Origin of the sequence: Tellurirhabdus rosea, from assembly GCF_026278345.1 — a bacterium.
Classification (GTDB): domain Bacteria; phylum Bacteroidota; class Bacteroidia; order Cytophagales; family Spirosomataceae; genus Tellurirhabdus; species Tellurirhabdus rosea.
This window is the reverse complement of the sequence record NZ_CP111085.1, coordinates 2,579,310-2,605,872: the sequence shown is the minus strand read 5'-3', so window position 1 is coordinate 2,605,872 and position 26,563 is coordinate 2,579,310. Positions and strand designations below refer to the sequence as shown.

25 protein-coding genes are annotated in these 26,563 nt (G+C 56.5%); 18 read left to right on the top strand and 7 right to left on the bottom strand.

The features are described from left to right. Positions 1–16 precede the first annotated feature (16 nt). Genes bioA through ORG26_RS10860 form a run of 3 tightly spaced genes read right to left on the bottom strand, consistent with a single transcriptional unit; the run spans position 17 to position 3,137 of the window. The gene (bioA, locus tag ORG26_RS10870) at positions 17–1,315 is read right to left on the bottom strand and encodes an adenosylmethionine--8-amino-7-oxononanoate transaminase (protein ID WP_266369083.1); all 1,299 of its coding nucleotides are present in this window, start codon (positions 1,313–1,315) and stop codon (positions 17–19) included. A 3-nt stretch (positions 1,316–1,318) separates the two neighbouring features. Further along, on the bottom strand, positions 1,319–1,993 hold the full coding sequence (bioD, locus tag ORG26_RS10865; RefSeq protein ID WP_266369081.1) for a dethiobiotin synthase: 675 nt from the start codon (positions 1,991–1,993) through the stop codon (positions 1,319–1,321). Next, a complete protein-coding gene (locus ORG26_RS10860; RefSeq protein WP_266369079.1) occupies positions 1,986–3,137 on the bottom strand; it encodes an aminotransferase class I/II-fold pyridoxal phosphate-dependent enzyme in 1,152 nt (383 codons plus the stop codon). The genes bioD and ORG26_RS10860 overlap by 8 nt, the downstream gene beginning before the upstream one ends. Before the next feature lie 72 nt (positions 3,138–3,209). On the opposite strand from ORG26_RS10860, the gene ORG26_RS10855 reads away from it, so the two are divergent. Continuing rightward, positions 3,210–5,111 (top strand): CASTOR/POLLUX-related putative ion channel, encoded by a 1,902-nt coding sequence (locus ORG26_RS10855; protein ID WP_266369077.1) that lies wholly within the window; start codon positions 3,210–3,212, stop codon positions 5,109–5,111. Positions 5,112–5,292: 181 nt separating this feature from the next. On the opposite strand, the gene ORG26_RS10850 is transcribed toward ORG26_RS10855, so the two are convergent. Together ORG26_RS10850 and murQ are read right to left on the bottom strand one after the other, a co-directional pair. Continuing rightward, complete coding sequence (locus ORG26_RS10850) at positions 5,293–6,309, bottom strand: quinone oxidoreductase family protein (RefSeq protein ID WP_266369075.1); 1,017 nt, start codon at positions 6,307–6,309, stop codon at positions 5,293–5,295. 89 nt (positions 6,310–6,398) lie between these two features. After that, positions 6,399–7,205, bottom strand: a complete 807-nt coding sequence (gene murQ / locus ORG26_RS10845) for an N-acetylmuramic acid 6-phosphate etherase (protein ID WP_266369073.1) — start codon at positions 7,203–7,205, stop codon at positions 6,399–6,401. A 226-nt stretch (positions 7,206–7,431) separates the two neighbouring features. Here murQ and ilvD point away from each other — a divergent pair, with 226 nt between their 5' ends. From ilvD to ORG26_RS10795, 10 genes are all read left to right on the top strand, one after another. Further along, positions 7,432–9,132, top strand: coding sequence for a dihydroxy-acid dehydratase (gene ilvD, locus ORG26_RS10840; protein ID WP_266369071.1), 1,701 nt, complete (start codon positions 7,432–7,434; stop codon positions 9,130–9,132). 4 nt (positions 9,133–9,136) lie between these two features. Beyond that, a complete protein-coding gene (locus ORG26_RS10835; RefSeq protein ID WP_266369070.1) occupies positions 9,137–9,712 on the top strand; it encodes an O-methyltransferase in 576 nt (191 codons plus the stop codon). A gap of 51 nt (positions 9,713–9,763) precedes the next feature. Continuing rightward, a complete protein-coding gene (ilvB, locus tag ORG26_RS10830; RefSeq protein ID WP_266369069.1) occupies positions 9,764–11,506 on the top strand; it encodes a biosynthetic-type acetolactate synthase large subunit in 1,743 nt (580 codons plus the stop codon). A 76-nt stretch (positions 11,507–11,582) separates the two neighbouring features. Continuing rightward, positions 11,583–12,116 (top strand): acetolactate synthase small subunit, encoded by a 534-nt coding sequence (ilvN, locus tag ORG26_RS10825; RefSeq protein ID WP_266369068.1) that lies wholly within the window; start codon positions 11,583–11,585, stop codon positions 12,114–12,116. Positions 12,117–12,182: 66 nt separating this feature from the next. After that, complete coding sequence (gene ilvC / locus ORG26_RS10820) at positions 12,183–13,226, top strand: ketol-acid reductoisomerase (RefSeq protein WP_266369067.1); 1,044 nt, start codon at positions 12,183–12,185, stop codon at positions 13,224–13,226. Positions 13,227–13,380: 154 nt separating this feature from the next. After that, positions 13,381–14,643 (top strand): threonine ammonia-lyase IlvA, encoded by a 1,263-nt coding sequence (gene ilvA, locus ORG26_RS10815; RefSeq protein ID WP_323134413.1) that lies wholly within the window; start codon positions 13,381–13,383, stop codon positions 14,641–14,643. A 33-nt stretch (positions 14,644–14,676) separates the two neighbouring features. Continuing rightward, positions 14,677–15,063, top strand: a complete 387-nt coding sequence (locus tag ORG26_RS10810; RefSeq protein ID WP_266369065.1) for a GxxExxY protein — start codon at positions 14,677–14,679, stop codon at positions 15,061–15,063. Between the two features lie 53 nt (positions 15,064–15,116). Continuing rightward, the gene (leuB, locus tag ORG26_RS10805; RefSeq protein ID WP_266369063.1) at positions 15,117–16,187 is read left to right on the top strand and encodes a 3-isopropylmalate dehydrogenase; all 1,071 of its coding nucleotides are present in this window, start codon (positions 15,117–15,119) and stop codon (positions 16,185–16,187) included. A 497-nt stretch (positions 16,188–16,684) separates the two neighbouring features. Next, on the top strand, positions 16,685–17,824 hold the full coding sequence (locus ORG26_RS10800; RefSeq protein WP_266369062.1) for a 2-isopropylmalate synthase: 1,140 nt from the start codon (positions 16,685–16,687) through the stop codon (positions 17,822–17,824). Between the two features lie 145 nt (positions 17,825–17,969). After that, positions 17,970–18,431: a DinB family protein gene (locus tag ORG26_RS10795; protein ID WP_266369060.1), complete on the top strand. Its 462-nt coding sequence runs from the start codon at positions 17,970–17,972 to the stop codon at positions 18,429–18,431. A 57-nt stretch (positions 18,432–18,488) separates the two neighbouring features. Here ORG26_RS10795 and ORG26_RS10790 read toward each other — a convergent pair whose 3' ends face one another. Continuing rightward, positions 18,489–18,842, bottom strand: a complete 354-nt coding sequence (locus tag ORG26_RS10790) for a YraN family protein (protein ID WP_266369058.1) — start codon at positions 18,840–18,842, stop codon at positions 18,489–18,491. A gap of 128 nt (positions 18,843–18,970) precedes the next feature. Between ORG26_RS10790 and lipB the strand changes: the two genes are divergently transcribed. The 4 genes from lipB to rnr all read left to right on the top strand — a co-directional run bounded on the left by lipB (position 18,971) and on the right by rnr (position 23,408). After that, positions 18,971–19,702, top strand: coding sequence for a lipoyl(octanoyl) transferase LipB (lipB, locus tag ORG26_RS10785; RefSeq protein ID WP_266369056.1), 732 nt, complete (start codon positions 18,971–18,973; stop codon positions 19,700–19,702). 80 nt (positions 19,703–19,782) lie between these two features. Further along, a complete protein-coding gene (locus tag ORG26_RS10780) occupies positions 19,783–20,187 on the top strand; it encodes a hypothetical protein (RefSeq protein ID WP_266369054.1) in 405 nt (134 codons plus the stop codon). 86 nt (positions 20,188–20,273) lie between these two features. Continuing rightward, complete coding sequence (locus ORG26_RS10775) at positions 20,274–21,005, top strand: ribonuclease H-like domain-containing protein (RefSeq protein WP_266369052.1); 732 nt, start codon at positions 20,274–20,276, stop codon at positions 21,003–21,005. A 45-nt stretch (positions 21,006–21,050) separates the two neighbouring features. After that, positions 21,051–23,408: a ribonuclease R gene (rnr, locus tag ORG26_RS10770; protein ID WP_266369050.1), complete on the top strand. Its 2,358-nt coding sequence runs from the start codon at positions 21,051–21,053 to the stop codon at positions 23,406–23,408. Between the two features lie 67 nt (positions 23,409–23,475). On the opposite strand, the gene ORG26_RS10765 is transcribed toward rnr, so the two are convergent. After that, positions 23,476–23,862, bottom strand: coding sequence for a T9SS type A sorting domain-containing protein (locus ORG26_RS10765; protein WP_266369048.1), 387 nt, complete (start codon positions 23,860–23,862; stop codon positions 23,476–23,478). Between the two features lie 232 nt (positions 23,863–24,094). Here ORG26_RS10765 and ORG26_RS10760 point away from each other — a divergent pair, with 232 nt between their 5' ends. The 3 genes from ORG26_RS10760 to ORG26_RS10750 are packed head-to-tail and all read left to right on the top strand — an operon-like array spanning position 24,095 to position 26,554. Then, a complete protein-coding gene (locus tag ORG26_RS10760; RefSeq protein WP_266369371.1) occupies positions 24,095–25,066 on the top strand; it encodes a polyprenyl synthetase family protein in 972 nt (323 codons plus the stop codon). A 6-nt stretch (positions 25,067–25,072) separates the two neighbouring features. After that, positions 25,073–25,690, top strand: a complete 618-nt coding sequence (locus ORG26_RS10755; protein ID WP_266369046.1) for a rhomboid family intramembrane serine protease — start codon at positions 25,073–25,075, stop codon at positions 25,688–25,690. 3 nt (positions 25,691–25,693) lie between these two features. Beyond that, positions 25,694–26,554 carry a LytR/AlgR family response regulator transcription factor gene (locus tag ORG26_RS10750; RefSeq protein WP_266369044.1) on the top strand — a complete coding sequence of 287 codons (861 nt, stop codon included), beginning with the start codon at positions 25,694–25,696 and terminating at the stop codon, positions 26,552–26,554. Positions 26,555–26,563 lie beyond the last annotated feature (9 nt).

Sequence of the window (26,563 nt, the reverse complement as noted above, 5' to 3'; positions counted from 1 at the left end):
CCATTCAATCATTCAGTCATTCATTCTTAACTACCAGGGACTTTTCGAGCATTTCCAGCAGTTCGATGACCCGCTCGTACACTTCGTTCAGCTGTTCATCCGTGATGCAGTACGGTGGGAGAATGTATAGCACGTTACCGAGCGGCCGCATCAGCACGCCCCGTTCGCGCAGGAAGCTGTAGGCTGTATCCCGGATGGAATTGAAGTACGACGTTTGCTCTCCGGTATGAATGTCGAAGGCCAGAATGGTGCCGCGCTGCCGGACATTCCGCACGACCGGGTTCCCGGCAATCTGCGCCGCAAAAGCCGCGTGCCGGGCCGCAATGCGTTCCATGCTGGCGGCGGTTTCGGGCGAAAGCGTCAGGTCTAGACTGGCGAGGGCCGCCGTACAGGCCAGCGGATTGGCCGTAAACGAGTGCCCGTGAAACAGCGTCTTAAATTTGCTTTCCGACAAAAACGCTTCGTAAATCGCCCCGGTGCAGGTCGTGACGCCGAGGGCCATCGTGCCGCCCGTGAGTCCTTTGGAAAGCGCCATGAGGTCCGGCTTCTCCGTGAGGTAGTGCGAGGCGAAAAGCCTGCCCGTGCGGCCGAAACCGGTCATCACTTCGTCAGCAATGACCAGCGCCCCCACGGTCCGGACGCGGCGGAACAGTTCGTCGAGTATAGCCGGTTCGTACATCACCATGCCTCCGGACCCCTGCACCAGCGGCTCGACGATCAGCGCGGCTACGTTCTCGTCCAGCAGGGCGTCCAGCTTCGCGAGTACTTCGTCTTCACGACCTGCGACCGGGGCTGGAATGTATTCGACATCGAACAGAAACGGCACGAACGGCGCGGTAAAGGCATTCCGTCCGCCCACGGCCATTGCCCCAAACGTATCGCCATGGTAGGCATCTTCCAGCGCAATCACCTTCGTCCGGGGCTGGCCGGTGTTGTGCCAGTACTGGAAGGCCATTTTCAGCGCGACCTCCACGGCTGTGGAGCCGTTGTCCGAATAAAAGACTTTCGCCTGGTTTGAAGGGAGAATGGGCAGAAGGCGCTCGGCCAGCTCGACGGCGGGGCGGTGCGTAAAATCGGCAAAAATGACGTGTTCGAGCGTCCGGAGCTGTTCGGATACTTTTTCGGCAATGTACGGATGCGCGTGTCCGTGCAGGTTGACCCACCAGGACGAAATGGCGTCGATGTAGGTCCGGCCGTCTTCGGCATAGAGCATGGCCCCTTCGCCCCGGACAATCGGGATGGGCAGCGGCGCGGTCTGCATCTGGGTAAACGGGTGCCAGATAACGGCTTTATCGCGGGAGGGAAGAGAAGTCATAAATTAAAGGGAGGAAAAGGAGGAGGGGGAGGAAAGGGTTTTGGGCAGGAGCGCGGTTAAGCTGTCTCGAAAGACAGCGGCGTAGCGCGAAACGACCGCTTTGGTTACTTCCTCTTCCCAGCCGATGCGCCCGATGCAGGGAAGGTTGGTGTATTGCAGAATAAAATCTTCCGTGGCGGGCGTCGGTTCCCCGTTGAAGACCAGCCCCAGAATCGGAATGCGTCGGCTCCGCAGGGCTTCGACGGAAAGCAGCGTGTGGTTGATGCTGCCGAGGTAATTTTTGGAAACCAGCACAACCGGCAGTCCCCAGCGCTGCACAAGGTCAATGTTGAGGTCGCGGTCGTTGAGCGGCACCATCAGTCCGCCCGCCAGTTCGATGATGAGGTTGTTTTCGGTTGTCGGCACCTGAATGGCATCCGGACGGATCTCCACGCCGTCGAGCGCCGCCGCGGCATGGGGCGAGAGCGGCTGCCGGAGCGAATAGGCTTCCGGATGGAAGACGGATACGGTATTGGAAATGAGACTTTGAACGGTCCGGCGGTCGGAGTCGGTCAGGTCGCCCGACTGGATGGGCTTCCAGTAATCGGCCTGCAGGGCTTCGGTCAGCACGGCCGAGGTAACGGTCTTGCCGATTTCGGTGCTGATCCCGGCCACGACCAGATGCAGTGGTTTAATCATGCGTTACGGTTGATAAAGTGGTTTTTAACTGCTGAACCAGCGCGAAAATTTCGGCCTCGGTATTGAACGTATGCAGACAGATCCGCAGCCGCTCGCGCCCGGCCGGGACGGTCGGGCTAAGGATGGGCCGCACGTCCAGCCCCGACGCCTGGAGGTCCGTCGCGACCGCCCGGCACGCCTCGTTGCCCGGCACCACCAGACCCTGAATGGCGCTTTCGGTGAGCAGCCAGTCGGCCTCGGGCATCTGCCCGGTTGCCTGCTGGACAAAAAACGCCCGCAGCGTATGAAGTTGGTGAATTTTGTAGGTATGCGTTTGCAGGTGCTCGTAAGCCGCCCGGATGGCCAGCAGACTATGCGGCGGCAGAGCGGTCGTGTACACAAACGAGCGGGCAAAATTGATCAGAAAGTCGCGCAGCAGGGACGAACCAAGCACCACCGCCCCATGAACGCCCAGTCCCTTGCCGAACGTGTGAACCCGGGCAAATACCCGGTTTTCCAGTCCCAGGGCGGACACGACGCCTTCTCCCCGCGGGCCGAAAAGGCCGGTGGCGTGGGCTTCGTCGACCAGGAGGGCGGCACCGTAGCGGTCGCAGAGGTCGCAGAGATCGGCCAGCGGAGCCAGGTCGCCGTCCATCGAATACACGGATTCCACGGCGACGTATACCGTGCCGGTGGCCTTCCGGATTTTGCTCTCAAGGTCATCGAGGTCGTTGTGCCGAAACTTGTGGCGGGTCGCGTAGCTGAGGCGGGCCCCGTCGATCATACTGGCGTGAATGAGTTCGTCGGTCAGTAGTGTATCGCCCCGTTGCGGCACGCTCGCCAGCAGGCCGATGTTGGCATCGTAACCCGAATTGAACAGCAGCGCCGCTTCGGCCCCGTGAAAGGCGGCGATTTCCGCTTCAAGGCTCTCGGCCAGTGCCGCGTTACCCGCCAGCAGCCGGGAGCCGGTGGACCCGTTTGGATGTCCGGCAAAAGAGCCGAGGGAAGCCGCAATCGCCTCCCGCAGTTCCGGCGACCGGGCCAGACCGAGGTAGTCGTTGGAACAGAAATCGACCAGGCCCGTGGGCTGCCTGAGCTGGCGCAGCGAACCGGTCGACTGGCGGCTGTTCAGAAGGGCAGAAAGCGATTCGTTGGCGGTTTTCACCCGAAAAATGCATTTATTGGAACACAAAAGTAGAACAGAATCCGTTTGCTTCGTCAGAAATCCACCGTTCGTATGCCTTCCACGTATTCGCTTCGCCAACGTTTCCGGTATTGGTTTGAAAACACGCTGTCCCGTGGCTCCGGCAGCATCATCGCCTGGCTGGGCCTGGCTTCCCTCGCGCTGGTCCTGCTGGCCGGGCTTATTCTGACACTGTCGGGCATCAGCGCCCCGGACAGCGGCCCGCTTTCGTTCGGCGAAGCGGCCTGGCAAAGTCTCATGCGCGCCCTCGACTCCGGAGCCGTGGGCGGCGATGAAGGCTGGGCGCTCCGGCTCGTCATGCTGCTGGTGACCATCGGCGGCCTTTTTATTCTGTCAACCTTTATTGGGACGCTTACTTCGGGGCTGGAAGGACAGCTGGAAGAACTGCGGAAAGGCCGCTCGCGGGTGCTGGAAAAGGACCATACGCTGATTCTGGGCTGGTCGCCCAAGGTGTTCACCATCGTGGAAGAACTGGTTATGGCCAACGCCAGCCGCCAGCACGCCCGGATTGTGATTCTGTCCGAACGGGATAAGGTGGACATGGAAGACGAACTCCGCGCCCGCATTCCGGATACCCGGACGACAAAAATCATCTGCCGGACGGGGAGTCCGCTGGATCTGGACGAGCTGGAGGTGGTGAGTCCGCACGACGCCCGGTCGATCATCGTCCTGTCGCCCGAGGGGCTGGACAACCCGGATACGCACGTCATCAAATCGGTGCTGGCGCTGACCAACAACCCGAACCGGAAGCCGGGCACGTACCATATCGTGGCGGAACTGCAGTCGGCGGCCAACCTCGAAGCTGGGCAACTGGTCGGTAACAACGAAACCACCTTTGTGCTGGCTGATGAACTCATCGCCCGGGTAACGGCCCAGACCTGCCGCCAGTCGGGGCTGAGCGAGGTGTATACCGAACTGCTCGATTTTGGCGGAAAAGAGATTTATTTCCGGGAAGAACCGACGCTGCTCCGGCAGACCTACCACGAAGCCTGTCTGGCGTATGACAACAGCACGGTCATCGGGATTTTCAGGGCCGATGGGACCGCCCGGCTCAATCCGCCCGCTTCCACGCTGATCAAAAACGGAGATAAGCTCATTCTGATCGCCGAAGACGACACCACCATCCGGCTGGCGCCCAAACACCACTTCGATATCCACACGAATGTTTTTCAGAAAGGCGAGACCGCCGCGAAGCCGGAACGGACGCTGATTCTGGGCTGGAATCCGAAGGGCTTCCGGATTATTCAGGAGCTGGACCAGTACGTGGCGCCCGGCTCGGAAGCGACCGTGGTGCTGGAAGACGATGCGGCCTGGCGCCGCCAGCTGGACAGCCTCAGCGCCCGGCTGACGAATCAGACCCTGACGGTCCGGGTGGGCGAAATAACCCAGAAAGCCACGTTGTACGGGCTTCAGCCGGAAACCTACGACCACACGGTGGTGCTGAGTGAGAGCCACCTGCCGCTCCAGCAGGCCGATGCGCGCACCCTGATTACCCTGCTGCACCTCCGCAACATTTCCGACCAGACCCGCCAGGACCTGAGTATCGTGAGCGAAATGCTGGATGTCCGCAACAAAGCCCTGGCCGAAGTGACCCGCGCCGACGATTTCATCGTGAGCGACAAGCTGGTGAGTCTGATGCTGGCGCAGCTTTCCGAGAACGGGCACCTGCAGCAGGTCTTCGACGATCTGTTTTCGGCGGAAGGTTCGGAGATTTACCTGAAGCCCATTGAGGAGTACATTCAGCCGGGAGTGGCCGTCAATTTTTTCACGCTGACGGAAGCGGCTTCGCGCCGCAACGAAACCGCCATCGGTTATAAAAAACGGGGGAGCGGACCCGGCGGAAAACCCGTTTCCGAGGTGGAAATTAGTCCGGTAAAACACACAGAAGTCCTATTCTCGGCAGGCGACAAACTGATTGTTCTTTCGGAAAACTGAAACATTTCGGCGAAAATCCGGATACACTGCCTTTTAACGCCTTTGCAAAAGTTATCCACCAAAGTCCGATATATTGTTAAGTTATCCACACCCAAATGTGGATAACTTAGCTCAAAATTTGGCTATTTGGGCCGTTTGCACAATAACCCGAAACTTGAGCAACATTTAATCAGACAATCAGTTAAGGCCCGATCGCTAAAACAATCTTCCCAAACTGCTTGCCTTCGTCCATGCGGCGGAGGGCCTGTTCGGTTTCTGATAACGGAAAAATCGCATCGATGACCGGGACCAGCTTGTTGGCTTCGACAAACCGGGTCATCGCCGCAAATTCCTCCCCAGTCCCCATTGTGGTGCCGTGAATGTTGAGCTGTTTGAAGAAGATCTTGGACGGCATCACGTCGGTGATGTTGCCGGTGGTGCCGCCGTAAAAAACGATTCGTCCACCCGGAGCGGCCACATCGATGAGCCGCGCGAAGCCCGGTCCGGCGGCACTGTCGATGAGCACCGTAAAATAGCCGGTTCGGCCGCCGCCGGTCTGGGCTAGAAGGGTTCTGTGCCAGTCGGGCTCGCGGTAGTTGACGCCGCCTTTCGCGCCGAGGGCGAGCGCCCGCTGCAGCTTTTCTTCGGAACCGGACGTCACCCAGACCTCCGCTCCGGCCGCCACGGCGAACTGGAGCGCAATCAGAGCCACGCCGCCGCCGATTCCGGTAATCAGGACCTTATCGTCGGGCCGGAACAGCGCCCGGGTCATGAGTGCCCGCCAGGCCGTCAGCCCCGCCAGCGGTAGCGCCGCCGCCTGCTCGAACGTCAGGTGGGCCGGTTTGGGGTGCAGATACCGGGCTTCAATTTTCAGGTATTCGGCGAAGGTGCCGTTGTCGGGCATGCCCAGAATCTTGAAGTGGGGTCCGTAAAAATGCGGGTTCTCCCCCCAGTTGAGCGAGCAGTTGATGATAACTTCCTGCCCGAGCCAGTGGTCGTCCACACCCTCGCCAAGCTCCGCCACCACGCCGGCCCCATCGGCTCCGGGAATGACGGGCAGTTTCATGCCGGGATAAAGCCCCTGCTGCACGAACACATCCCGGTGGTTCAGAGCGGCCGCTTTCAACTGAACAAGGACTTCGCCGGGGCCGGGAACGGGTTTTTCGGCTTCGGTAAATTCGGCGGGCTGGTGCGTCTGGGAAATGATAACGGCCTTCATGGAAGCGGAAGTTGCGTGGGTTTCTGAACCGGGATTACGCAGATTGAAACGATTGACTATGATTTTTTAAGAGGCATCCTGACTAACCCTCACTCCGCGGAGTCCCGGTTCTGAACCGCGTTTCGGACACTGCCGTATTTCTGCAGCAGCGCTTCGGCCTGTTCGTAGCTCACGCCGGTTTCGCTCATCACCATTTTGGCCGCCCGGTCTTTCAGCTTGAGGTTGGTAAGCTGCATATCGACCATTTTGTTGCCTTTTACGCGGCCAAGCTGAATCATGACCGAGGTCGAAAGCATGTTCAGGGCAAGTTTCTGGGCGGTGCCCGACTTCATACGGGTACTGCCGGTCACGAACTCCGGTCCGACTACGATTTCCACCGGAAACTCGGCGGCCTGGGCCACGGCTGAACCCGGGTTACAGACGATGCAGCCCGTCAGAACGCCAGCCTGACGGGCCTGCTGCAAGCCGCCGATCACATAAGGCGTCCGACCGGAAGCGGCGATGCCGATGAGCGTGTCCAGTTCGTCGATGTGGTATGCCTGTAAGTCTTTCCAGGCCTGTTCGGCATCATCTTCGGCATATTCGACGGCAGAACGGATGGCTTTGTCGCCCCCGGCAATCAGCCCGATGACCAGATCGGGAGACACGCCGTAGGTGGGCGGGCATTCCGATGCATCCACAATACCCAGACGGCCGCTGGTACCGGCTCCGATATAAAACAGGCGCCCGCCTTCTTTCATCCGCTTGACAATTTCGGTCACCAGCGCTTCGAGTTGCGGAATGGCTTTTTCCACGGCCAGCGGAACGGTCTTGTCTTCCTTATTAATATTGGTCAGCAGTTCCTGTACTGACATTTGTTCCAGATTGTCGTAGTGCGATGAGGTTTCTGTAATCATGAGGTCTTCGAAAGTTGGTCCAAAATAAGCACTTTTCAAGTCGCCGGAAAAGAAATGCCATTTCTCATAGAAATGGCATTTCTTTTCCGGCGACTTGAAACGGATTGTTTCTCTGTTCTGGCTGCTTTTTAACAAATAATACTTGCCATTTTAACGCCAACCTCTTTTCTTTGAAGCAAATTACGCTTTCAGCGAAATTTCACTAAACAGGAAATTAACAGCAAACATGTCATCCACCGTAGTCGCCCCCACCCTTAACCGGTATAGTTCGACATTAACCCAGGAAGTAACCAATCCCGCTGCACAGGCCATGCTATACGGCATCGGCCTAACCGAAGCCGACATGAGCAAGCCTCAGATCGGCATTGCCAGCACAGGCTACGAAGGCAACACCTGTAACATGCACCTGAACGGATTATCGGTTTACGTCAAGCAGGGGATACAGGCCAACGAGATGGTGGGGCTGATTTTCAACACCATCGGCGTTTCGGACGGGATGACCAACGGCAACGACGGCATGCGTTATTCGCTGCCCAGCCGGGACCTCATTGCGGATTCCATCGAATCGGTGGTGGCGGCTCAGTGGTACGACGGCGTTATTGCCGTTGTCGGCTGTGACAAAAACATGCCCGGCGCTATCATGGCAATGGCCCGCCTGGAGCGGCCCGCCATCATGGTCTACGGCGGCACCATCCGCTCGGGACATTATAAAGGACAGAAACTGGACATTGTGTCGGCTTTTGAGGCGCTTGGAAAGCGGTTTGCCGGCAATATTTCGGACGAAGATTTTAAAGGCGTGGTACAGAATGCCATTCCGGGAGCAGGGGCCTGCGGCGGCATGTACACGGCCAACACGATGGCGTCGAGTATCGAGGCAATGGGTCTGAGCCTGCCCTTCAGCAGCAGCTACCCGGCCACCCACGAAGGCAAACAGGAAGAGTGCCGGAAAATCGGCGCGGCCATGAAGCGGCTGCTCGAACTGAATCTGACCCCGAAGGAAATTATTACGCAAAAGTCGCTGGAAAACGCGCTGACGATCGTGATGGCCCTCGGCGGCTCGACCAACGCGACGCTGCACTACATCGCCATCGCCCGCGCGGCCGGCCTGACGCTGACACTCGATGATATTCAGAAAATCAGCGACCGCACGCCGCTGATCGCCGACCTGAAGCCGAGTGGAAAATATTACATGGAAGATATGCTCGCCATCGGCGGGGTCCCGGCGGTGATGAAATACCTGCTGAAAGAGGGCCTCATCCACGGCGACTGCCTGACGGTGACGGGCAAAACAGTGGCGGAAAACATGGCGGAGATTCCGGAAATCGACTTTGAGAACCAGAAAATCGTGTTTCCGCTTTCGCAGCCGATCAAGAAAACCGGCCATATCCAGATTCTGTACGGCAACCTCGCTCCGGAGGGCGGCGTCGCCAAGATTACCGGAAAAGAAGGCGAGCGGTTTGACGGCATCGCCAAAGTCTGCGAACACGAGTCGGAAATCATCGACGCGCTGGCCAAAGGCGAGATTCTGCCGGGCAACGTCATCGTCATCCGCAATGCTGGCCCCAAAGGCGGCCCCGGCATGTCGGAGATGCTGAAACCGACCTCGGCCGTAATGGGTGCCGGACTGGGCGATAAAGTGGCGCTGATTACCGACGGACGTTTCTCGGGCGGAACCCACGGCTTTGTGGTGGGCCACATCACGCCGGAAGCGTTCGACGGCGGCCCGATTGCGCTGGTAAAAGACGGCGACCGGATTACGATCGACGCCACCACGCGCCAGCTGACCCTGCACGTTTCGGACGAGGAACTGGCGGCCCGACGGGCGCAGTGGGTACAACCCGCACCGAAGTTTACCAAAGGAACTCTGGGCAAATACATCCGCAACGTCAAATCTGCCAGCGAAGGCTGCGTAACGGACGAAGCCTAAGGTCATGTTCAGTGATTCGGTTCATACTCAACCCCAGGCCTACGCCGCTGTAGAAGGAGCCAGCCGGGCGATCGGCTTTTCGATGCCCTCTGATTTGCAGACGGGCGCCCTGCTGAAAGCGCTGGCCGCCTCCAAACCGCAGTCGCGTATCCTCGAAATCGGAACCGGCACCGGACTGGCGACTTCGTGGCTGCTCGACGGCATGGACATGGACTCGACGCTGATCTCGATTGATAACGAGGCTTCGTTTCAAGCCATAGCGGCCGAAGCGCTGGGCCATGACCGCCGATTGGAGCTTATTTGTACCGATGCGGCCGAGTGGCTGGAAACGCAAAGCGACACGTTTGATTTGATTTTCGCGGACGCCTGGCCCGGCAAATACGCCAACCTGGACTGCACGCTGAACGCGCTGAAGCCGGGTGGGGTGTACGTGATTGATGACATGCTTCCGCAGCCTAACTGGCCGGCCGGACACCAGGCGAACGTGGATGCGCTGGTGGCCCAACTGGAACAGCGACCGGACGTGACGCCGGTGAAGCTGGCGTGGTCAACTGGAATCATGCTTGTTGTTAAAAAGTAGCTATCACCAAGTCGTCAAACGACATTAAAGACTAAATAAATCGAACGACCTATGCAACCAGTGGTCAGTGATATAAACGAACAGCCTTCGGACAAGCTCCTCAAACCCCTGACGGGGGCCGAAGCCCTCATGCAGGCGCTGGTGGAGGAAGGCGTTGAAACCATTTTCGGGTATCCGGGCGGCGCGATTATGCCCGTCTATGATGCCCTGTACGATTACCAGGACCGGATCAACCACATTCTTGTCCGCCACGAGCAGGGAGCCGCGCACGCGGCCGAAGGCTACGCCCGCATCACGGGTCGGGCGGGGGTCTGTCTGGTGACTTCGGGCCCTGGCGCCACCAACCTCGTGACCGGCATCGCCGACGCGCTGATCGACTCCACGCCCATGGTGTGTCTGATCGGGCAGGTGGGCCGCAAACTGCTCGGCACCGACGCGTTTCAGGAAACCGACGTGATCGGCGTCACGATGCCCATTACGAAGTGGAACTATCAGGTCACCAGCGCCGATGAGATTCCGGAAGTGGTCGCCAAGGCGTTCTACATCGCCCAGTCGGGGCGGCCGGGTCCGGTGGTCGTTGATATTACCAAAAACGCCCAGCAGGAGCTGATGACGCGCCCGTTTACGTACGAAAAGTGCGAAAAGGTGATGAGTTATCGCCCGCGCCTGGTGCCCAAGCAGGACCAGCTGGAAAAAGCGGCGGAATTGATCAACAACGCCCGGCGGCCGTATCTGCTGGTCGGCCACGGCGTTCTGATTTCAAAGGCGGAAAAGGAACTGCTCGCTTTCGTGGAAAAAACCGGCATTCCGGTGGCAACGACGCTGCTCGGGCAGTCGGCTTTTCCGGCGGACCATCCGCTGTATACCGGCTGGCTGGGGATGCACGGCAATTACGGCTCCAACGTGATGACCGACCAGTGCGACGTACTGATCGGCCTGGGCATGCGCTTCGACGACCGGGTGACGGGCAACGCCGCTCGCTTCGCCCAGCAGGCCAGAATCGTCCATATCGAGATTGACCCGGCCGAAATCGACAAGATCATGAAGGCCGAGGCACCGGTAGTGGGCGATGCCAAAGAAGCGCTAACCCGTCTGATTGACCTGGTGAAGCCGAACGACCATACCGCCTGGCGGAATGAGTTCCGGAAGTTTGACGCCGAGGAATACGAGCAGGTGAAGAAGCCGGCCCTGGCGCCGACCGGCGACAAAATCAAAATGCCGGAGGTGATCGATCTGCTGTCAAAAAAGACCAATGGAGAGGCGGTAATCGTGGCCGACGTAGGCCAGCACCAGATGATGGCTTCGTCGTATTACCAGTACCGCAAACCGCATAGCCTGATTACTTCGGGTGGTCTGGGAACGATGGGTTTTGCGCTGCCCGCCGCTTTTGGAGCAAAAGTTGGTGCTCCCGACCGGGAGGTGGTTGCGATTATCGGGGACGGCTGTTTCCAGATGACCTTGCAGGAACTGGGCACCATCGCGCAGAACAAACTGCCGGTGAAGGCCATCATCCTCAACAACAACTACCTCGGCATGGTGCGGCAGTGGCAGCAACTGTTTTTCGATCGTCGCTATTCGTTCGTGGAACTGCAAAATCCAGATTTTATCACGATTGCCAAAGGCTTCGGCGTGGCGGGTCACACCTGCAGCACGCGGGAGGAGCTGGCGGCCTCGCTCGATACGCTGCTGGCCTCCGACGTGCCGTACCTGCTCGAAATCATTGTCGAAAAAGAAGAGAACGTTTTCCCAATGGTTCCGGCCGGGGCGAGCGTAGCCGATATTCGATTGTCTTGAACTGGGATTACGCTGATTAAATCCTTGTCAATCATTTAATCAGCGTAATCGCTTAATCAGCGTAATCAAAGTTCTGATGAATACTTACACTATCTGCATATTCACCGAAAATACCATCGGGCTGCTGAACCGGATCACGATCATTTTCACCCGGCGGCGCATCAATATCGAGAGCCTGACGGTATCGGAAACGGAACGCAAGGGCATTTCGCGGTTCACGATTGTCATCAAGCACGAGTCGCGGGAGGAGGTCGAAAAACTGGTTCGGCAAATCCGGAAGATCATCGAAGTGCTGGCCGTTTTTGGCTACCTGAACGACGACATTGTCTACAACGAAATCGCCCTTTTCAAGGTCTCGACGCCCCTGGGTACCAAACCCCTTGATATCGAAACGATCAACACCAAGTACAAGGCCTGGGTCAAATACTGGGGTCTGGATTATGTGGTGATCGAAAAAACCGGCTCGGAAGCCGAAATCTTTGACTTCTTCAGCTACATCAAACCCCACGGCATTCTGGAATTCATCCGTTCGGGCCGGGTGGCGGTGGGCAAGACGGAGAAAGGACTGGTCGAATACCTGCCGGAAGCGGAGTGGGAATACTACCTGTAAAGGGCCGGTCAATGCAGTTTGCGTAACTTTTGATTAACCTACAATACAAACAAAACCATTAAACCAATGGCAAAAATCAACTTCGGCGGTGTAGAAGAAGAAGTAGTAACCCGCGAAGAATTTCCTCTTGAAAAGGCCCGGGAAGTACTCCAGAACGAAACGATTGCCGTCATCGGTTACGGTGTACAGGGCCCCGGCCAGTCGCTGAACATGCGCGACAACGGCTTCAACGTCATCGTTGGCCAGCGCAAAGGAAAAACTTACGACAAGGCCGTGGCCGACGGCTGGGTGCCGGGTCAGACGCTGTTTGAAATCGAAGAAGCCCTCGAAAAAGGAACCATCATCTGCTTCCTGCTGTCGGATGCCGCTCAGATCGAACTGTGGCCGACGGTGCAAAAATACCTGAAGCCGGGCAAATCGCTGTATTTCTCGCACGGCTTCGGCGTTACGTACAAAGACCAGACGGGCATCGTTCCCCCGGCGGATGTCGATGTGTTCCTGGTGGCTCCGAAAGGCTCAGGCACGTCTCTGCGTCGTCTGTTCGTTGAAGGCAAAGGACTGAACTCCTCGTTCGCCATCTACCAGGACGCTTCCGGCAACGCCCGCACCAAAGCCATTGCGATGGGAATCGGCGTCGGTTCCGGCTACCTGTTCGAAACCGATTTCTACAAAGAAGTAACCTCTGACCTGACCGGCGAGCGCGGTACGCTGATGGGAGCCATTCAGGGCATCTTCGCCGCTCAGTACGAAGTGCTGCGGTCAAACGGGCACTCGCCTTCAGAAGCCTTCAACGAAACGGTGGAAGAACTGACGCAGTCGCTGATGCCGCTCGTCGCCGAAAACGGCATGGACTGGATGTACGCCAACTGCTCGACCACGGCCCAGCGCGGTGCCCTCGACTGGTGGAAGCCGTTCCGCGACGCGACCAAGCCCGTCTTCGAACAGCTTTACAACTCTGTTAAGTCAGGCGAGCAGGCCAACATCTCCATCACCCGCAACTCACAGCCGGACTACCGCGAGAAGCTGGAAGAAGAACTGAAAGAACTGCGCGAGTCGGAAATGTGGCGCGCCGGTACGGCCGTACGCAGCCTGCGTCCGGAGCGGAGCTAAGTTTTAAATGAACAATGAATAATGAACCGCGGCGGCGGACCGCAATGAATAATGAAGTTTCGCCGAGTTAGGTTTCTAAACTTGGGCAGCACATTCATTATTCATTGCGGTCCGCCGCCGCGGTTCATTATTCATTTAATCTAACCCAATCCTCGTGCAGCCCTCTCCCATATCATTCCCCGATCTGGACAATATCTACCTCGCGGCCGGACGGCTTCGCGGGGTGGCTGCGCATACGCCCCTGCAGGAGAACCTGAATCTGTCGGATCGCTATGAGGCGCATATTTTTCTGAAACGGGAGGATTTGCAGGTCGTGCGTTCGTACAAGATTCGGGGGGCGTACAACAAGATGGCGAGTCTGCCCGCCGAAGCCCTGGCCAAAGGCGTCGTGTGCGCCAGCGCGGGCAACCACGCCCAGGGCGTCGCCTACGCCTGCCGGAAGATGGGCGTTTACGGCCGGATTTTCATGCCGACCACCACGCCCGCCCAGAAGGTCCGTCAGGTCCGGATGTTCGGAAAAGAGTTTGTGGAGGTCGTGCTGACCGGCGATACCTACGACGACGCCTACGACGCCGCTATTCACTACGTCAATACCCAAGACAGTACGTTTGTGCACCCTTTCGACGATTTGCAGGTCATGGAAGGGCAGGGGACCGTTGGGCTGGAAATCTTCAAGGACGCCAACTTCCGCATTGATTACCTGCTGATGGCCATCGGCGGCGGAGGACTGGCGGCGGGCGTCTCGACCGTTTTCCGGCAGCTCAGCCCCAAAACGAAGCTCATCGGCGTGGAGCCGCTGGGGTCACCGACGATGAAAGCGGCGCTGGAAGCCGGGCAGGTCGTCACGCTGGAAGAAATCGACAAGTTTGTGGACGGGGCCGCCGTCCGGCGGGCCGGGCGAACCACGTTCGAGGTGTGCCGGGCCAATCTGGACCACATTGTACTCGTTCCGGAAGGCAAGGTCTGCACCACGATTCTGCAGCTTTACAACGAAGAAGCCATCGTGGCCGAACCCGCCGGGGCGCTGACCATCGCCGCGCTGGATTTGCTGAAAGACCAGATTCGCGGCAAAAACGTGGTTTGTCTTGTGGGCGGAGGCAATAATGACATCACCCGAACCGAGGAAATCAAGGAACGGTCGCTGCTGTACGAGGGACTGAAGCACTACTTTATCATCCGGTTTGCGCAGCGGGCCGGGGCCATGCGCGAGTTTCTCAGCGACGTGCTCGGGCCAAACGACGACATCACCCTGTTTGAGTATTCCAAGAAAACTAACCGCGAACGCGGGCCGGCGCTGGTCGGCATCGAACTGAAGTCTAAAGCCGACTTCGAGCCGCTGCTGACCCGGATGGAAGAAGCCCGGATTGCCTTCGAGTACCTGAACGACAAGCCGGATTTGTTTGAGTTTCTGATTTAAGGTTTTCAGTTAACCACAGAGTCACACAGAGGTATGGCGCAGAGTATCACAGAGTCAAATGCGTTGACGGGGTTAATTCTTCGATATGCTTTTGATGTACATACTGCTCTGGGGCCTGGGTTGCTTGAAAGTGCTTACAAAGAGTGCCTGTACTATAAGTTACAGAAAGGGGGCTTGATTGTGGAGAAAGAAAAACCGATGCCTCTAATTTTTGAAGAAGTTAAACTCGATTGCGGGTATCGCATAGATTTGCTGGTTGAAAAGAGAATTGTTCTTGAGTTAAAATCAGTGGAAGCCTTGACGGATGTGCATGCGGCTCAACTGCTTACGTACATGCGGCTAGGAAGTTTTAAGCTCGGGTATCTTCTTAATTTCAACGTTACCAGCCTTCGCAACGGCATTAAGCGATTTATTCTCTAAAAAACTCTGTGTTAAACTCAGTGCAACTCTGTGGTTAACACTCATCACGTACAATGAAAAAACACATCGTAGTCATCGCCGGAGACGGCATTGGTCAGGAAGTAACCACCGTTGGAAAACAAGTCCTGGATAAAATCGCCGGGAAGTTCGGCCACGAATTCACGTACGACGAGGCGCTGATCGGTCACGCCGCCATCGAAGCCACCGGCAATCCGCTGCCCGAAGAAACCATTACGAAGTCGAAGGCCTCCGACGCCATCCTGTTCGGCGCCGTTGGTCACCCCAAATACGACAACGACCCGACCGCCAAAGTACGTCCCGAACAGGGGTTGCTGGGCATTCGCAAGGCCCTGGGCCTGTACGCCAACCTGCGCCCCATCAAACTGTTCGACGAATTGCTGAGCGCATCGAGCATCAAACCCGAAATCCTTCAGGGAGCGGATATTCTGTTTTTCCGCGAACTGACGGGCGACGTTTACTTCGGCGAACGGGGTCGGAAAGACAACGGCGACACGGCTTACGACACCATGATCTACAGCCGGTACGAAGTGGAACGCATCGCGGTCAAAGCGTTTGATGCCGCCATGACCCGCCGGAAAAAAGTCTGTTCGGTCGACAAGGCCAACGTGCTGGAAAGCAGCCGCCTGTGGCGGGAAGTGGTTCAGGAAGTGGCAAAGCGCTACCCGGAAGTGGAGGTCGAACACCAGTTTATCGACGCCGCCGCCATGCTGCTGATCAAAGACCCGAAGCGTTTCGACGTCGTGGTGACGGGTAACATTTTCGGCGACATCCTGACGGATGAAGCCAGCCAGATTGCCGGTTCTATGGGCATGCTCGCCTCGGCTTCGGTAGGCGATACCACCGGATTGTACGAGCCCATCCACGGGTCAGCCCACGACATCACCGGAAAAGGCGTAGCCAATCCGCTGGCGTCCGTGCTGTCGGTGGCCCTGATGCTGGACATTTCGTTTGGTATGAAAGCCGAAGCGGATGCCGTTGTCAGCGCGGTTGATGCCGTTCTGAAAGCCGGTTACCGGACCCGCGACATAGCTGACGCTTCCACCCAGGCAGAAAAAATTCTGAACACGGCGGCTATGGGCGAGCAGGTACTGGCGCATTTATAAGAAATACTTTTGATAAAGCCTCTGTACTACAAAGGGTTAAAAAGGTTAAAGGGAAGATTTTTTTCGTTCCCTCTCCGGCAAAAGCCCCTTTGTGGTACAGATTTTTAAAAAATTTTATTCCTAATTATATTTTGCTTCCGCTACAGAAGTCCGAAAGATATTCTATGCATTCCAATCAGGCATTAGATTATTTTATCAGACTTCGCATTGAGCGCATGATACCCGTTTAAACGCCTCGAAGCGGAACTTCTTCCCGCACAATAAAATAAAGTTACCACTTGCCTCACACCATATTTTTAATATTTTTGTGGTGTAAATACGCCTTCAGCGAAATTTCGCAATGAACATAACGAGATCGTACCAACTGCAGAACCTGCCTCTATCCCTATCAGCAAAAGCTGTGTGAGAAAGGTGCTGTATTGGAACAAGGCGGCCCTTTCGGAAAATGAAAGGGTTTTTTTACGTAACCACCTAACCAAATTAAATCACAATACTCTATGAGCCAGCGGATTTACATCTTTGACACAACCCTGCGTGATGGTGAGCAGGTACCGGGTTGCCAGTTGACCACCGAGGAAAAGGTAGTGGTTGCCAAAGAATTGGAGCGGTTGGGCGTTGACATTATCGAAGCCGGCTTCCCGATTTCCAGTCCGGGAGATTTCCGTTCGGTGACGGAAATTTCCAAAGCGGTTTCTGAATCGACGATCTGCGCGCTGTCCCGGGCGAAGGAAGGTGACATTGATGCCGCGGCTCAGGCCCTGAAATACGCGAAACGGGGTCGGATTCATACCGGGATCGGCTCGTCAGATATTCATATCCGTTCGAAGTTCAACAGCACGCGCGAAAGCATTCTGGAGCAGGCCGTAGCCGCCACCAAATACGCCCGGAACCTGATCGACGATGTTGAGTTCTACGCCGAAGACGCGGGCCGGGCCGACCTTGAGTTTCTGGCCCGTCTGGTAGAGTCCGTAATTGCCGCCGGCGCGACGGTGGTCAACATCCCGGACACGACCGGATATTGCCTCCCGGACCAGTACGGCGCAAAAATCAAATACATTTACGACCACGTCCCCAACATCGACAAGGCTACCATTTCCATCCACTGCCACAATGACCTTGGTCTGGCCACGGCCAATGCCCTGGCGGGGATTCAGTACGGAGCCCGGCAGGTGGAGGTGACCATCAACGGCATCGGCGAACGGGCCGGCAACACTTCGCTTGAGGAGGTGGTGATGGCCCTGCAGGTGCACAAGGATCTGGGCTACTATACGAACGTAGATTCCCGGCGACTTTATCCGGTTAGCCAGCTGGTCTCGCAGATGATGCGAATGCCCGTGCAGGCCAACAAGGCGATCGTCGGCCGCAACGCCTTTGCCCATTCGTCCGGCATCCACCAGGACGGCTTCCTGAAGTCGGCCGAGACGTACGAGATCATGAACCCGCACGACGTGGGCGTGCCGACCTCCTCGATTGTCCTCACGGCCCGCAGCGGTCGCCATGCGCTGAAACACCGCCTGGAAATGCTCGGTTACCGCTACGACAAGCCCACGCTGGACACGCTTTACAAGCGGTTCCTGGACATGGCGGACGTCCGGAAAGAGGTGAATGACAAGGACTTGATGGAACTGGTTCGTTAACGCATCACGGGGCTTAAGCCCCGTTTTTTTTGTAAAAGAAGCAACGCCTCCGGGCGGACGCCAAACAAAAAAAGAAAACAAGCCGTTGGCAATACGTCAGTTAACGAGTAACTTAACTGTGCGAGTGAACCTTAAAACGTAAACTATGGCACGACCGACCCCCGAACTCATCGATGCCCTTCGCCGTACCGCCCGAAAGCTGCAGAACGGCGCGCCCTACCAGTGGGGCCACATGGGCGGCTGCAACTGCGGCAACCTGGCTCAGGAGATTACCCGGCTGAGCAAAGACCAGATTCACGCCTACGCCATGGAGCGTTACGGCGACTGGAACGAACAGGTGGCCGACTATTGCCCGACCAGCCAGATGCCCATTGATCTGCTCATCAGCGAAATGCTCAGCGCCGGATTGACCACGGACGATCTGAAGAATCTGGAAAAGCTCTCCGACAAAAAAATTCTGGCCCGTTTCCCGATAGAACGGCGCTTTCTGAAACACAACCGCCGCGACGATGTCGTCGCGTATCTCCACGAATGGGCCGCGATGCTTGAGGAGGAATGGCTGGAAACGATCCATCTGCCTGTGCTCAACGCAGCAGTTTACGCCTGATTCCCGCCCTTCAATTAAAAAACAGATGCCATATCTTGAAGATATGGCATCTGTTTTTTAATTGAAGGCGTCCTCGATATGCTTCACCTGCATCAGTTCATTTTGAATCGTCACGGCAACGATGTCGAAGCGAACATCATGGTGCCAGTCCTTCGCGTAAATGTAGTGCTCGGCGGCCCGCTTGATGAGCCGGGCCTTGCCCCACGAGACAAATTCCTCCGGATTGCCAAAGCTCAGGTTCGTGCGGGTTTTCACCTCCACAAACAGAAGTAATTTGTCCTTCCGGGCAATGAGGTCTATCTCCGACTGCTGGTAGCGGAAGTTTCGCTCCAGAATCTGAAAGCCTTTACCCGCCAGGTAAGTGGCGGCGTGCTCTTCGCCTTTTTTGCCGGTTTCGTTATGCTGTGCCATCGGGTTTGTTCCTGATTTTGTCGCTTATGCCGGGGCTGAAATGCCCGTGTACAGGTAAGACGAAACGATGGGCAAAAAGGAACGAAAACCCCGCAGATTTGCGTTTTCAATGGAAGCACGTGTACGAAATGAATCAGATACTGAATAAACAGGTACAGTTCAGAAACTTAGGTTTGGTTAACTACAAAACAACCTGGGACCAGCAGGAAAGCCTGCTGGCCGAGATTGTGACCATCAAAACGGCCAACCGCAGCCGCCCCGCCGGTGAATGGCAGCCCACCCCGAACTACCTGCTGTTTTGTGAACACCCGCCCGTTTATACGCTCGGCAAAAGCGGCAGGGAAAGCCATCTGCTGGCTAACGACGAGTTCCTGAAAACCATCGGCGCGACGTATTACAAAATCAACCGGGGCGGAGACATTACCTTCCACGGGCCGGGGCAGCTGGTGGGGTATCCGATTCTGGACCTGGACAATTTCTTTACCGACATTCACAAGTACATGCGGCTGCTGGAAGAGGCCATCATCCGGACGCTGGCCGGATACGGGCTGGATGCCGGGCGGATCGATGGACTGACCGGGGTCTGGCTCGACCATGCGGAGCAGCAAAATCCCCGTAAAATCTGCGCCTTGGGTGTAAAAGCGAGCCGTTGGGTAACGATGCACGGCTTTGCGCTGAACGTCAATACGGATTTGAGTTATTTCAATCATATCGTTCCGTGCGGAATTGCCGATAAGGCCGTTACCTCGCTGGAACAGGAACTGGGCCGACCGGTGCCGCTGGACGAAGTGGCCGCTTCCCTGCGGCGTCACCTGGCCGACTTGTTCGAAATGAACCTGGTGGGATCAATTACGGATTAAAAATTACGAATTACGTCTTTCAGGGTTCACGTACGTAATTCGCAATTCGTGATTCATAATTATTCAAACGAGCTAGTTGAATGAAAAAAGATATTCCATTTTTGCCGGTCGAAGGCGTGCAGGTAGTGATTGCACGCGAACGGAACGAACTGAACCAGTACGACTGGAAAGTATTTATCATTAACCAGAATACAGTTCCGATTACCAACGTCTTCGTGACATCGAAAGGCTACGGTTTCCGGGATGACGAAAAACAGGAGACGTCTACGCTCCGGCACTATTTCACCGAACTGAAACCGGGCGAACACCAGGGCATCGAAACCATCATGCCGGACGTGTTCCACCTGAACAATGAGTATTGGGTAAGCTATTTTATTGACGGTCAAATCTTTGATAAAAAGTTTATCTTCGTGCCCGACAGCATCACCGAACAGAATCTGGTGACCATCGCCGAACTGGGTCTGGAAGGCATCCTGCACGAATAATTTTGTCAGTGCGCAGTGGAAAGCAGAGTTTAACGACGATGGCTCCGCTTTGTCCGGCGATGTCAACGCTTTACTCCTGCCTGCCCATGATACCTGCTACCCGCCGTAAACTTAAGAACACCCTTTTTCTCGACCTGAAAACCGTAGCCGCCACGGCGAAGTTTAACCAGCTGAACCCGCGTCTGCAACGGCAGTGGGAACAGAAAATCAGTCATTTCCGGAAAGAAGAAAACTGGTCGATTCAGGAGTGGTACGACAACCGGGCTTCGTTCTTTGCGGAATACGGCCGCATCATCGGAGCCGGAATCGGGGCCCTGTACTGGGATGAGAACGAAGTGCCGCACCTGCGCGTAAAAACGCTGTTCAACGACGAGGAACGACCCCTGTTGCAGCAACTGGTTCAGGTGATGGAACGCTATCCGGCCGACGAACTGAGTCTGTGCGCGCACAATGGCAAGGAATTCGATTTTCCGTATTTGTGCCGACGGCTGCTCATCAACGGACTGCCGCTGCCGCAAACCCTGCAGCTGGCGGGACGGAAACCGTGGGAGAACCCGCACCAGGACACGCTGGAGCGCTGGCGCTTCGGGGATGCCCGGCACTACGTTCCGCTGGAGGTGCTGGCCGCTTTGCTGGACGTGCCCGGTGAGCCGGCCGAGATTACCGGGGAGGAAGTGAGCCGGCTGTATTATCAGGAAAACGACTTGCCAAAAATACGGCGCTACGCCCAGCAGAACATCGCCACACTGGTACAGGTCTACCTGCGGCTGACCGGCGAGGCGGGCATCGAACCAGAACACATAACATTAGTTGATTAGCCATACGTCCGGCGGCAGCGCCTGACCGGATGTTTAGAAAAATATATGAGAAATAACCGAAATAAATCCCGCGAGAGCCACACCCAGAAACGGCGGGGCGGTTCGCAGGGACGACAGGCCGAATCGGCACTTTCGTTTCTGGACGAACTGAAAAATGACCTGGCCGCTTTCTTTGAAATCAACAGCGAAGAGGCTTACGCGCAGACGGACGTACTCGAACACTTCGATGTGTACGACCGGAAAATGAAACTGATTGTCCACGGTCTGCTCGGCGAGCTGACCGACGACGGACAACTGACGCGCCACCCCGATGGCCGGTTCCAGTTTAACCCGCAGGACCGGAGCGTTGAAGGCCGCGTGGATCACGTAAATCCCCGTTTTGCCTTTATCATTACGGGCGACGGAGACCGGGAAACGGACATTTATGTCAGCACCGACGACCTGAACGGAGCCATCGACGGCGACCGCGTCAAAGTGGTGCGCTTCAGCGACTCCTCAAACCGGGGCCGGCGGATTGAAGGCAAGGTCACGGAAGTTCTGGAGCGCGGCCGGGCCGAACTGGTGGGCCGTATCGACGTCTGGTCGACATACGGGCAGGTCATTCCCGACAGTAAGAAGCTGTACGAAGAAATCTACATTCCGAAAGATAAGCTGGCCGGGGCGCAGGATGGCGATAAGGTTATTATCCGCCTGACCCGTTTTCCGGATGGGCGCCACCGTCCGGAAGGAGAAGTGCTGACGGTGCTTGGCCAGGCCGGAAACAACAATACGGAGATGCACGCCATTCTGGCGGAATTTGGGCTACCCGTGCAGTTCCCGGAAGCCGTTGAAGCCGAATCCAATAAGATTTCGACCAAAATCACCAAGAAGGAAATTGCCAAACGGCGCGACTTCCGGGAGATTACGACCTTCACGATCGACCCGGTAGATGCCAAGGACTTCGACGATGCGCTGTCGATCCGGACGCTGGAGAACGGGAACTACGAAGTGGGCGTGCACATCGCCGACGTGACGCACTACATCCTGCCCGGCACCGCCCTTGAAGAAGAAGCGTATCGCCGCGGAACGTCGGTCTACCTCGTGGACCGCACGGTGCCGATGCTGCCCGAAAAGCTGTCCAACGTCCTGTGTTCGCTTCGGCCGCACGAGGATAAGCTGACCTTTTCGGCCGTCTTTGAACTGACGCCCGAAGGCAAGGTTCAGAACGAGTGGTTTGGCCGGACCGTCATCCACTCCGACCGCCGTTTTACGTACGAAGAAGCGCAGGAAATTCTGGACGCCGGGCATGGCGAGTTTGCGGAAGAACTGCAGACGCTGAACCGGATTGCCCTGATTTTTAAGGAAGAACGGTTCCGGAAAGGCGCCATTAACTTCGAAACCGTGGAGGTCAAGTTCAAACTGGACGAGAACGGAGCCCCGCTGCATGTTTACCAGAAAGTCCGGAAGGATGCGCACAAGCTCATCGAAGAGTTTATGCTGCTGGCAAACAAGCGCGTGGCTGAGTTTGTGCACAACCTGCGCCGCGGCGACCATCCGAACGTCATGGTTTACCGGATTCACGAAGCGCCCGACACCGACAAACTCGCCACCTTTGCGACTTTCGCCGGAAAGCTGGGCTACCGGATGAAGGTGGACGAAAAGGAGCTATCGAAGTCGTACAATAGCCTGATGGACGCCATCGAAGGGCAGCCGGAACAGAACGTTCTGCAGCAGCTCGCCATCCGGACGATGGCCAAGGCCCGTTACAGTACCGACGATCTCGGTCACTTTGGACTGGCCTTCCGGCGGTATTCGCACTTCACGTCGCCCATTCGCCGGTATCCGGACATGATGGCGCACCGACTGCTGCAGCATTACCTCGACGGCGGCAAGTCCGTCGAACGCGAGCAGTACGAGGGAATGTGCAAATACTCCTCCGACCGCGAACGGCTGGCGACCGAAGCCGAGCGGGCATCCATCAAGTACAAGCAGGTGGAATTTATGGCCCGCATGGACAAGGAGCGCGTGTTTGAAGGTATTATCACCGGCGTAACCGACTTTGGCATTTTCGTCGAGATCACGGAAACGAGCGCCGAGGGGCTGGTCCGCATGACCGATCTGGGCGATGACTTCTACGAATACGACAAGGAAAATTACCGCCTGATTGGCCGTCGGAACAAGAAAATCTATGCCTTCGGGGATGCGGTTTCGGTCCGGGTGAAAGAAGCCAACATGGCCCGCCGCAGCCTGGATCTCTGGCTGGTGGAAGACCGGGGTCCGTTGAACGAAGCCCGCGGGGCACGCCGGGCTGGTCGCGGCGAACGCAGCCGCGACGAGCGCAGCGAACGGTCACGCGACAGTTCGCGCGGCCGCAGCCGGAAGGAAGCGGTTCCCGCCCCGCCAAAACGGAGAACGCGACGGTAACGAATAGGTAAAAAAAGAGGGGGTACGACCTGCAGGTCGTGCCCCCTCTTTGAGTAAGCAGATCCGGTTACTTCATGGCAATCAGGCGAACCGGCTCCTGTTTGGCCGTGCTCAGGCTCAGTTTCTTCACTTCTTTGCTGGTACCGTTGTTGATTTCGACCGTGTAGGTGCCGTCGGTCAGTTCGGTTACGTCGAAGCGGGTATGAACGATGGTCTTTTTCTTACTGATCCGCTGTATCGCCAGAACTTCGCCTTTTTCGGAAAGCAGGCGTACGTTGGCGGTGGAACCTTCGTTTTTGTCGATGATGACGTTGATTTTGTGGGCGTCTTTGCTCGGATAAACGGCGGTTTTCATGGCCGGTTTCTCCGGATTGGTCGTGTTTGTGTTATCGTTGGCGACTGAAACAGTGACCGAAGCGAAAGCAAGGGCGAGAGAAGCGATGAGCGTTTTCATGGTGTATTTGTTGTTTACTGTTCGTTAAAGTTGTGTTCTGATTTGTTGTTTACCGGGTGTTTGTCCCGTTTTGTTGATTCAAAGATAGGGTAAGTTTATAGTACCTTGCTATGCATAGTACTTTAGCGGTTGAAATAAATAGGCGAGTGGTAAGTATCCGGGATGAATTGCGGACGACCGGGCAAGGTGGGTACGGCTTTTTTGTTATTTTTGAGGCATGACCCAAACGACGATGAGTCCGACGACGTTTCTTGATGCGCTTCATCAGGAAATTCAGCAGACGAAATACGGCCTTCACCCGGCAGAATTATACGATCCGATTCGCTACATCATGAACCTCGGCGGCAAGCGCATGCGTCCGCTCATGACCCTTATGGCCGCTTATCTGTTTGAGGATAACTGGCAAAAGGCCCTGCGCCCGGCCGTAGCGGTAGAGGTGTTCCATAATTTTACCCTGATGCACGACGACATTATGGACCAGGCTCCTCTGCGCCGCGGCCAGCCGACCGTGCATGAAAAGTGGAACCACAACATTGCCATCCTGTCGGGCGACGTCATGCTCGTGAACGCCTACGAACTGCTGCTGGACGTTGAGACGCCGCACATCAAGCGGGTGCTGGCCCGTTTCAACCGCACGGCCGCGGAGGTCTGCGAAGGCCAGCAGCTCGACATGAATTTTGAGACCCGCTGGGATGTCTGCGAGGACGAATACCTCGAAATGATCAAGCTCAAAACCTCCGTGTTGCTGGGCTTTGCGCTGGAACTGGGTGGAATCATCGCCGGAGCCGACGAAGAAACCACCCATCTGCTTTACGAGGGCGGCGTCAACATCGGGCTTGGTTTTCAGTTAAAGGACGATCTGCTGGATGTCTACGGCGACCCCGCCAAATTTGGCAAACAGGTGGGCGGCGACATTATTTCCAACAAAAAGACGTTCCTGCTGATCGAGGCATTACAACAGGCAGCCGGTCCGCTGCGCGACGAACTAACGGGCTGGATTGCCCGTACCGAGTTTGACAAGGCCGAAAAAGTGCAGGCCGTCACCCGGATTTACGACCAGCTGGGTATCCGGCAGCTGACCGAACAGCGCATCAATAATTATTTCGCCAAAGGCTTTCAGAATCTGGAGCAGATCGCCGTAGACCCGGCCCGCAAAGCCCTCTTACTGGATTTTGCCGAGCAACTGATCGGACGGGAAAGTTAATCAACCATGAGCATCACCCTCGCTATCATCGTCATTACCGTACTGGTTAGTGTATACGGTTTCAGTAATCAGTCCTTTCTGGACACGATGGTCCTCAATCCTCCGCGGGTTTTCCGTGGACAGTGGTACCGGCTCATCACGTCGGGGTTTGTCCATGCCGACATGGGGCACCTGATTTTCAATATGATCAGCCTTTATTTCTTCGGTCGGCTGATTGAAATGATTTTCAACGCGCTCTTCGGCACGTCGGGGCCAATCTGGCTGCTGGGCTTTTACCTGCTGTCGATTGTGGTGGCCAATCTGCCTTCGCTGTTCCGGCACCGCAACCACTCTTCCTACAATTCGCTGGGGGCTTCGGGCGGCGTGTCGGCTCTGCTATTCTCGGCCATTCTGTTTCAGCCGCTGAACCCCATCTGCGTTTTTCTGGCGATTTGTATTCCCGGCTTTATCTTCGCGGCCATCTACATGGCATATTCGTTTTACGGTTCGCGGACCAACATGGGGTACATCAACCACGACGCCCACCTGTACGGAGCTTTGTTCGGTGTCGCTTTCATGGTGGTGGTCTACCCGCCGGTTATCTCACTTTTTGTTGATCAGATTGCAAGCTGGCGTCTTTTCTGAGCCATGTTCCAATTACTGAACCAGCCGTATCCGCTTGAAGAAAACCCCTGGGTCCGACTGCGCAGGACGGCATTAATCGGTTTGTTTGTCGGCCTGTTTCTCCTCATTTTTCAGCCTTTCGGGCTACAGCTCTGGCGAACCGATTATAAAGCAGCCAAGATTCTGGGTTTTGGTGTCATTACGGCGGTTATGACGGCCGGAAGCTATTTTGTCCCGGCCTGGATATGGCCCGCGCAGTTTCGGGAGGAGCGCTGGACGGTCGGCCGGGAAATCTTCTGGGTGACAACCAACATCATGCTCATTGCGCTCGCCAACCAGCTTTATCTGAACTGGCTGATCGGCAAATATACCCATCCCTTCGGCTGGCTGGGAACCATACTGGTCACCTACCTGATCGGTGTCTTTCCCACCGGTGCCAGCGTGATTGCCAACTACATCATTCGGCTCAAACGGTATGCGGGCGAAGCGGCCACGGTGCCTGTTCACGCGGTGCACCCGGTCGCCGAGCAGCAGACCCGGCCGCTGACGCTGACCGCGGAGAACGGAAAGGACACCCTTAGCCTGCCTCCCGCCTGTCTGCTGTACATTGAATCGAGCGACAACTATTCGACGGTGGTTTATCTGAAGGAAGATAAACTGGCAAAAACCTTACTCCGGAGCAGCCTGAGCCGTCTGGAGGGGCAAATCAACGAGCCGGATATTGTGCGCTGCCACCGTTCTTACCTGGTGAATCTGGAACTGGTCGAAAAAGTGACGGGCAACGCCCAGGGCTACAAACTGCATCTGCTCGACGGGCAGGCCCAGGTGCCGGTTGCCCGGCGCTACAACGAGAGCCTGATTGCCCGACTGAAGGAATTGTCCTGATTGGTTGCA

Coding starts and splice junctions, on each gene's coding strand:
- ORG26_RS10750 (WP_266369044.1), top strand. CDS start 25,694: ATGTTCCAATTACTGAACCAGCCGTATCCGCTTGAAGAAAACCCCTGG.
- ORG26_RS10780 (WP_266369054.1), top strand. CDS start 19,783: ATGAAAAAAGATATTCCATTTTTGCCGGTCGAAGGCGTGCAGGTAGTG.
- ORG26_RS10850 (WP_266369075.1), bottom strand. CDS start 6,309: ATGAAGGCCGTTATCATTTCCCAGACGCACCAGCCCGCCGAATTTACC.
- ORG26_RS10855 (WP_266369077.1), top strand. CDS start 3,210: ATGCCTTCCACGTATTCGCTTCGCCAACGTTTCCGGTATTGGTTTGAA.
- ORG26_RS10790 (WP_266369058.1), bottom strand. CDS start 18,842: ATGGCACAGCATAACGAAACCGGCAAAAAAGGCGAAGAGCACGCCGCC.
- ilvC (WP_266369067.1), top strand. CDS start 12,183: ATGGCAAAAATCAACTTCGGCGGTGTAGAAGAAGAAGTAGTAACCCGC.
- ORG26_RS10810 (WP_266369065.1), top strand. CDS start 14,677: ATGGCGCAGAGTATCACAGAGTCAAATGCGTTGACGGGGTTAATTCTT.
- leuB (WP_266369063.1), top strand. CDS start 15,117: ATGAAAAAACACATCGTAGTCATCGCCGGAGACGGCATTGGTCAGGAA.
- ORG26_RS10755 (WP_266369046.1), top strand. CDS start 25,073: ATGAGCATCACCCTCGCTATCATCGTCATTACCGTACTGGTTAGTGTA.
- murQ (WP_266369073.1), bottom strand. CDS start 7,205: ATGATTACAGAAACCTCATCGCACTACGACAATCTGGAACAAATGTCA.
- ilvD (WP_266369071.1), top strand. CDS start 7,432: ATGTCATCCACCGTAGTCGCCCCCACCCTTAACCGGTATAGTTCGACA.
- ORG26_RS10775 (WP_266369052.1), top strand. CDS start 20,274: ATGATACCTGCTACCCGCCGTAAACTTAAGAACACCCTTTTTCTCGAC.
- ORG26_RS10765 (WP_266369048.1), bottom strand. CDS start 23,862: ATGAAAACGCTCATCGCTTCTCTCGCCCTTGCTTTCGCTTCGGTCACT.
- ORG26_RS10800 (WP_266369062.1), top strand. CDS start 16,685: ATGAGCCAGCGGATTTACATCTTTGACACAACCCTGCGTGATGGTGAG.
- ilvB (WP_266369069.1), top strand. CDS start 9,764: ATGCAACCAGTGGTCAGTGATATAAACGAACAGCCTTCGGACAAGCTC.
- ORG26_RS10760 (WP_266369371.1), top strand. CDS start 24,095: ATGAGTCCGACGACGTTTCTTGATGCGCTTCATCAGGAAATTCAGCAG.
- bioD (WP_266369081.1), bottom strand. CDS start 1,993: ATGATTAAACCACTGCATCTGGTCGTGGCCGGGATCAGCACCGAAATC.
- rnr (WP_266369050.1), top strand. CDS start 21,051: ATGAGAAATAACCGAAATAAATCCCGCGAGAGCCACACCCAGAAACGG.
- bioA (WP_266369083.1), bottom strand. CDS start 1,315: ATGACTTCTCTTCCCTCCCGCGATAAAGCCGTTATCTGGCACCCGTTT.
- ORG26_RS10795 (WP_266369060.1), top strand. CDS start 17,970: ATGGCACGACCGACCCCCGAACTCATCGATGCCCTTCGCCGTACCGCC.
- lipB (WP_266369056.1), top strand. CDS start 18,971: ATGAATCAGATACTGAATAAACAGGTACAGTTCAGAAACTTAGGTTTG.
- ilvN (WP_266369068.1), top strand. CDS start 11,583: ATGAATACTTACACTATCTGCATATTCACCGAAAATACCATCGGGCTG.
- ORG26_RS10835 (WP_266369070.1), top strand. CDS start 9,137: ATGTTCAGTGATTCGGTTCATACTCAACCCCAGGCCTACGCCGCTGTA.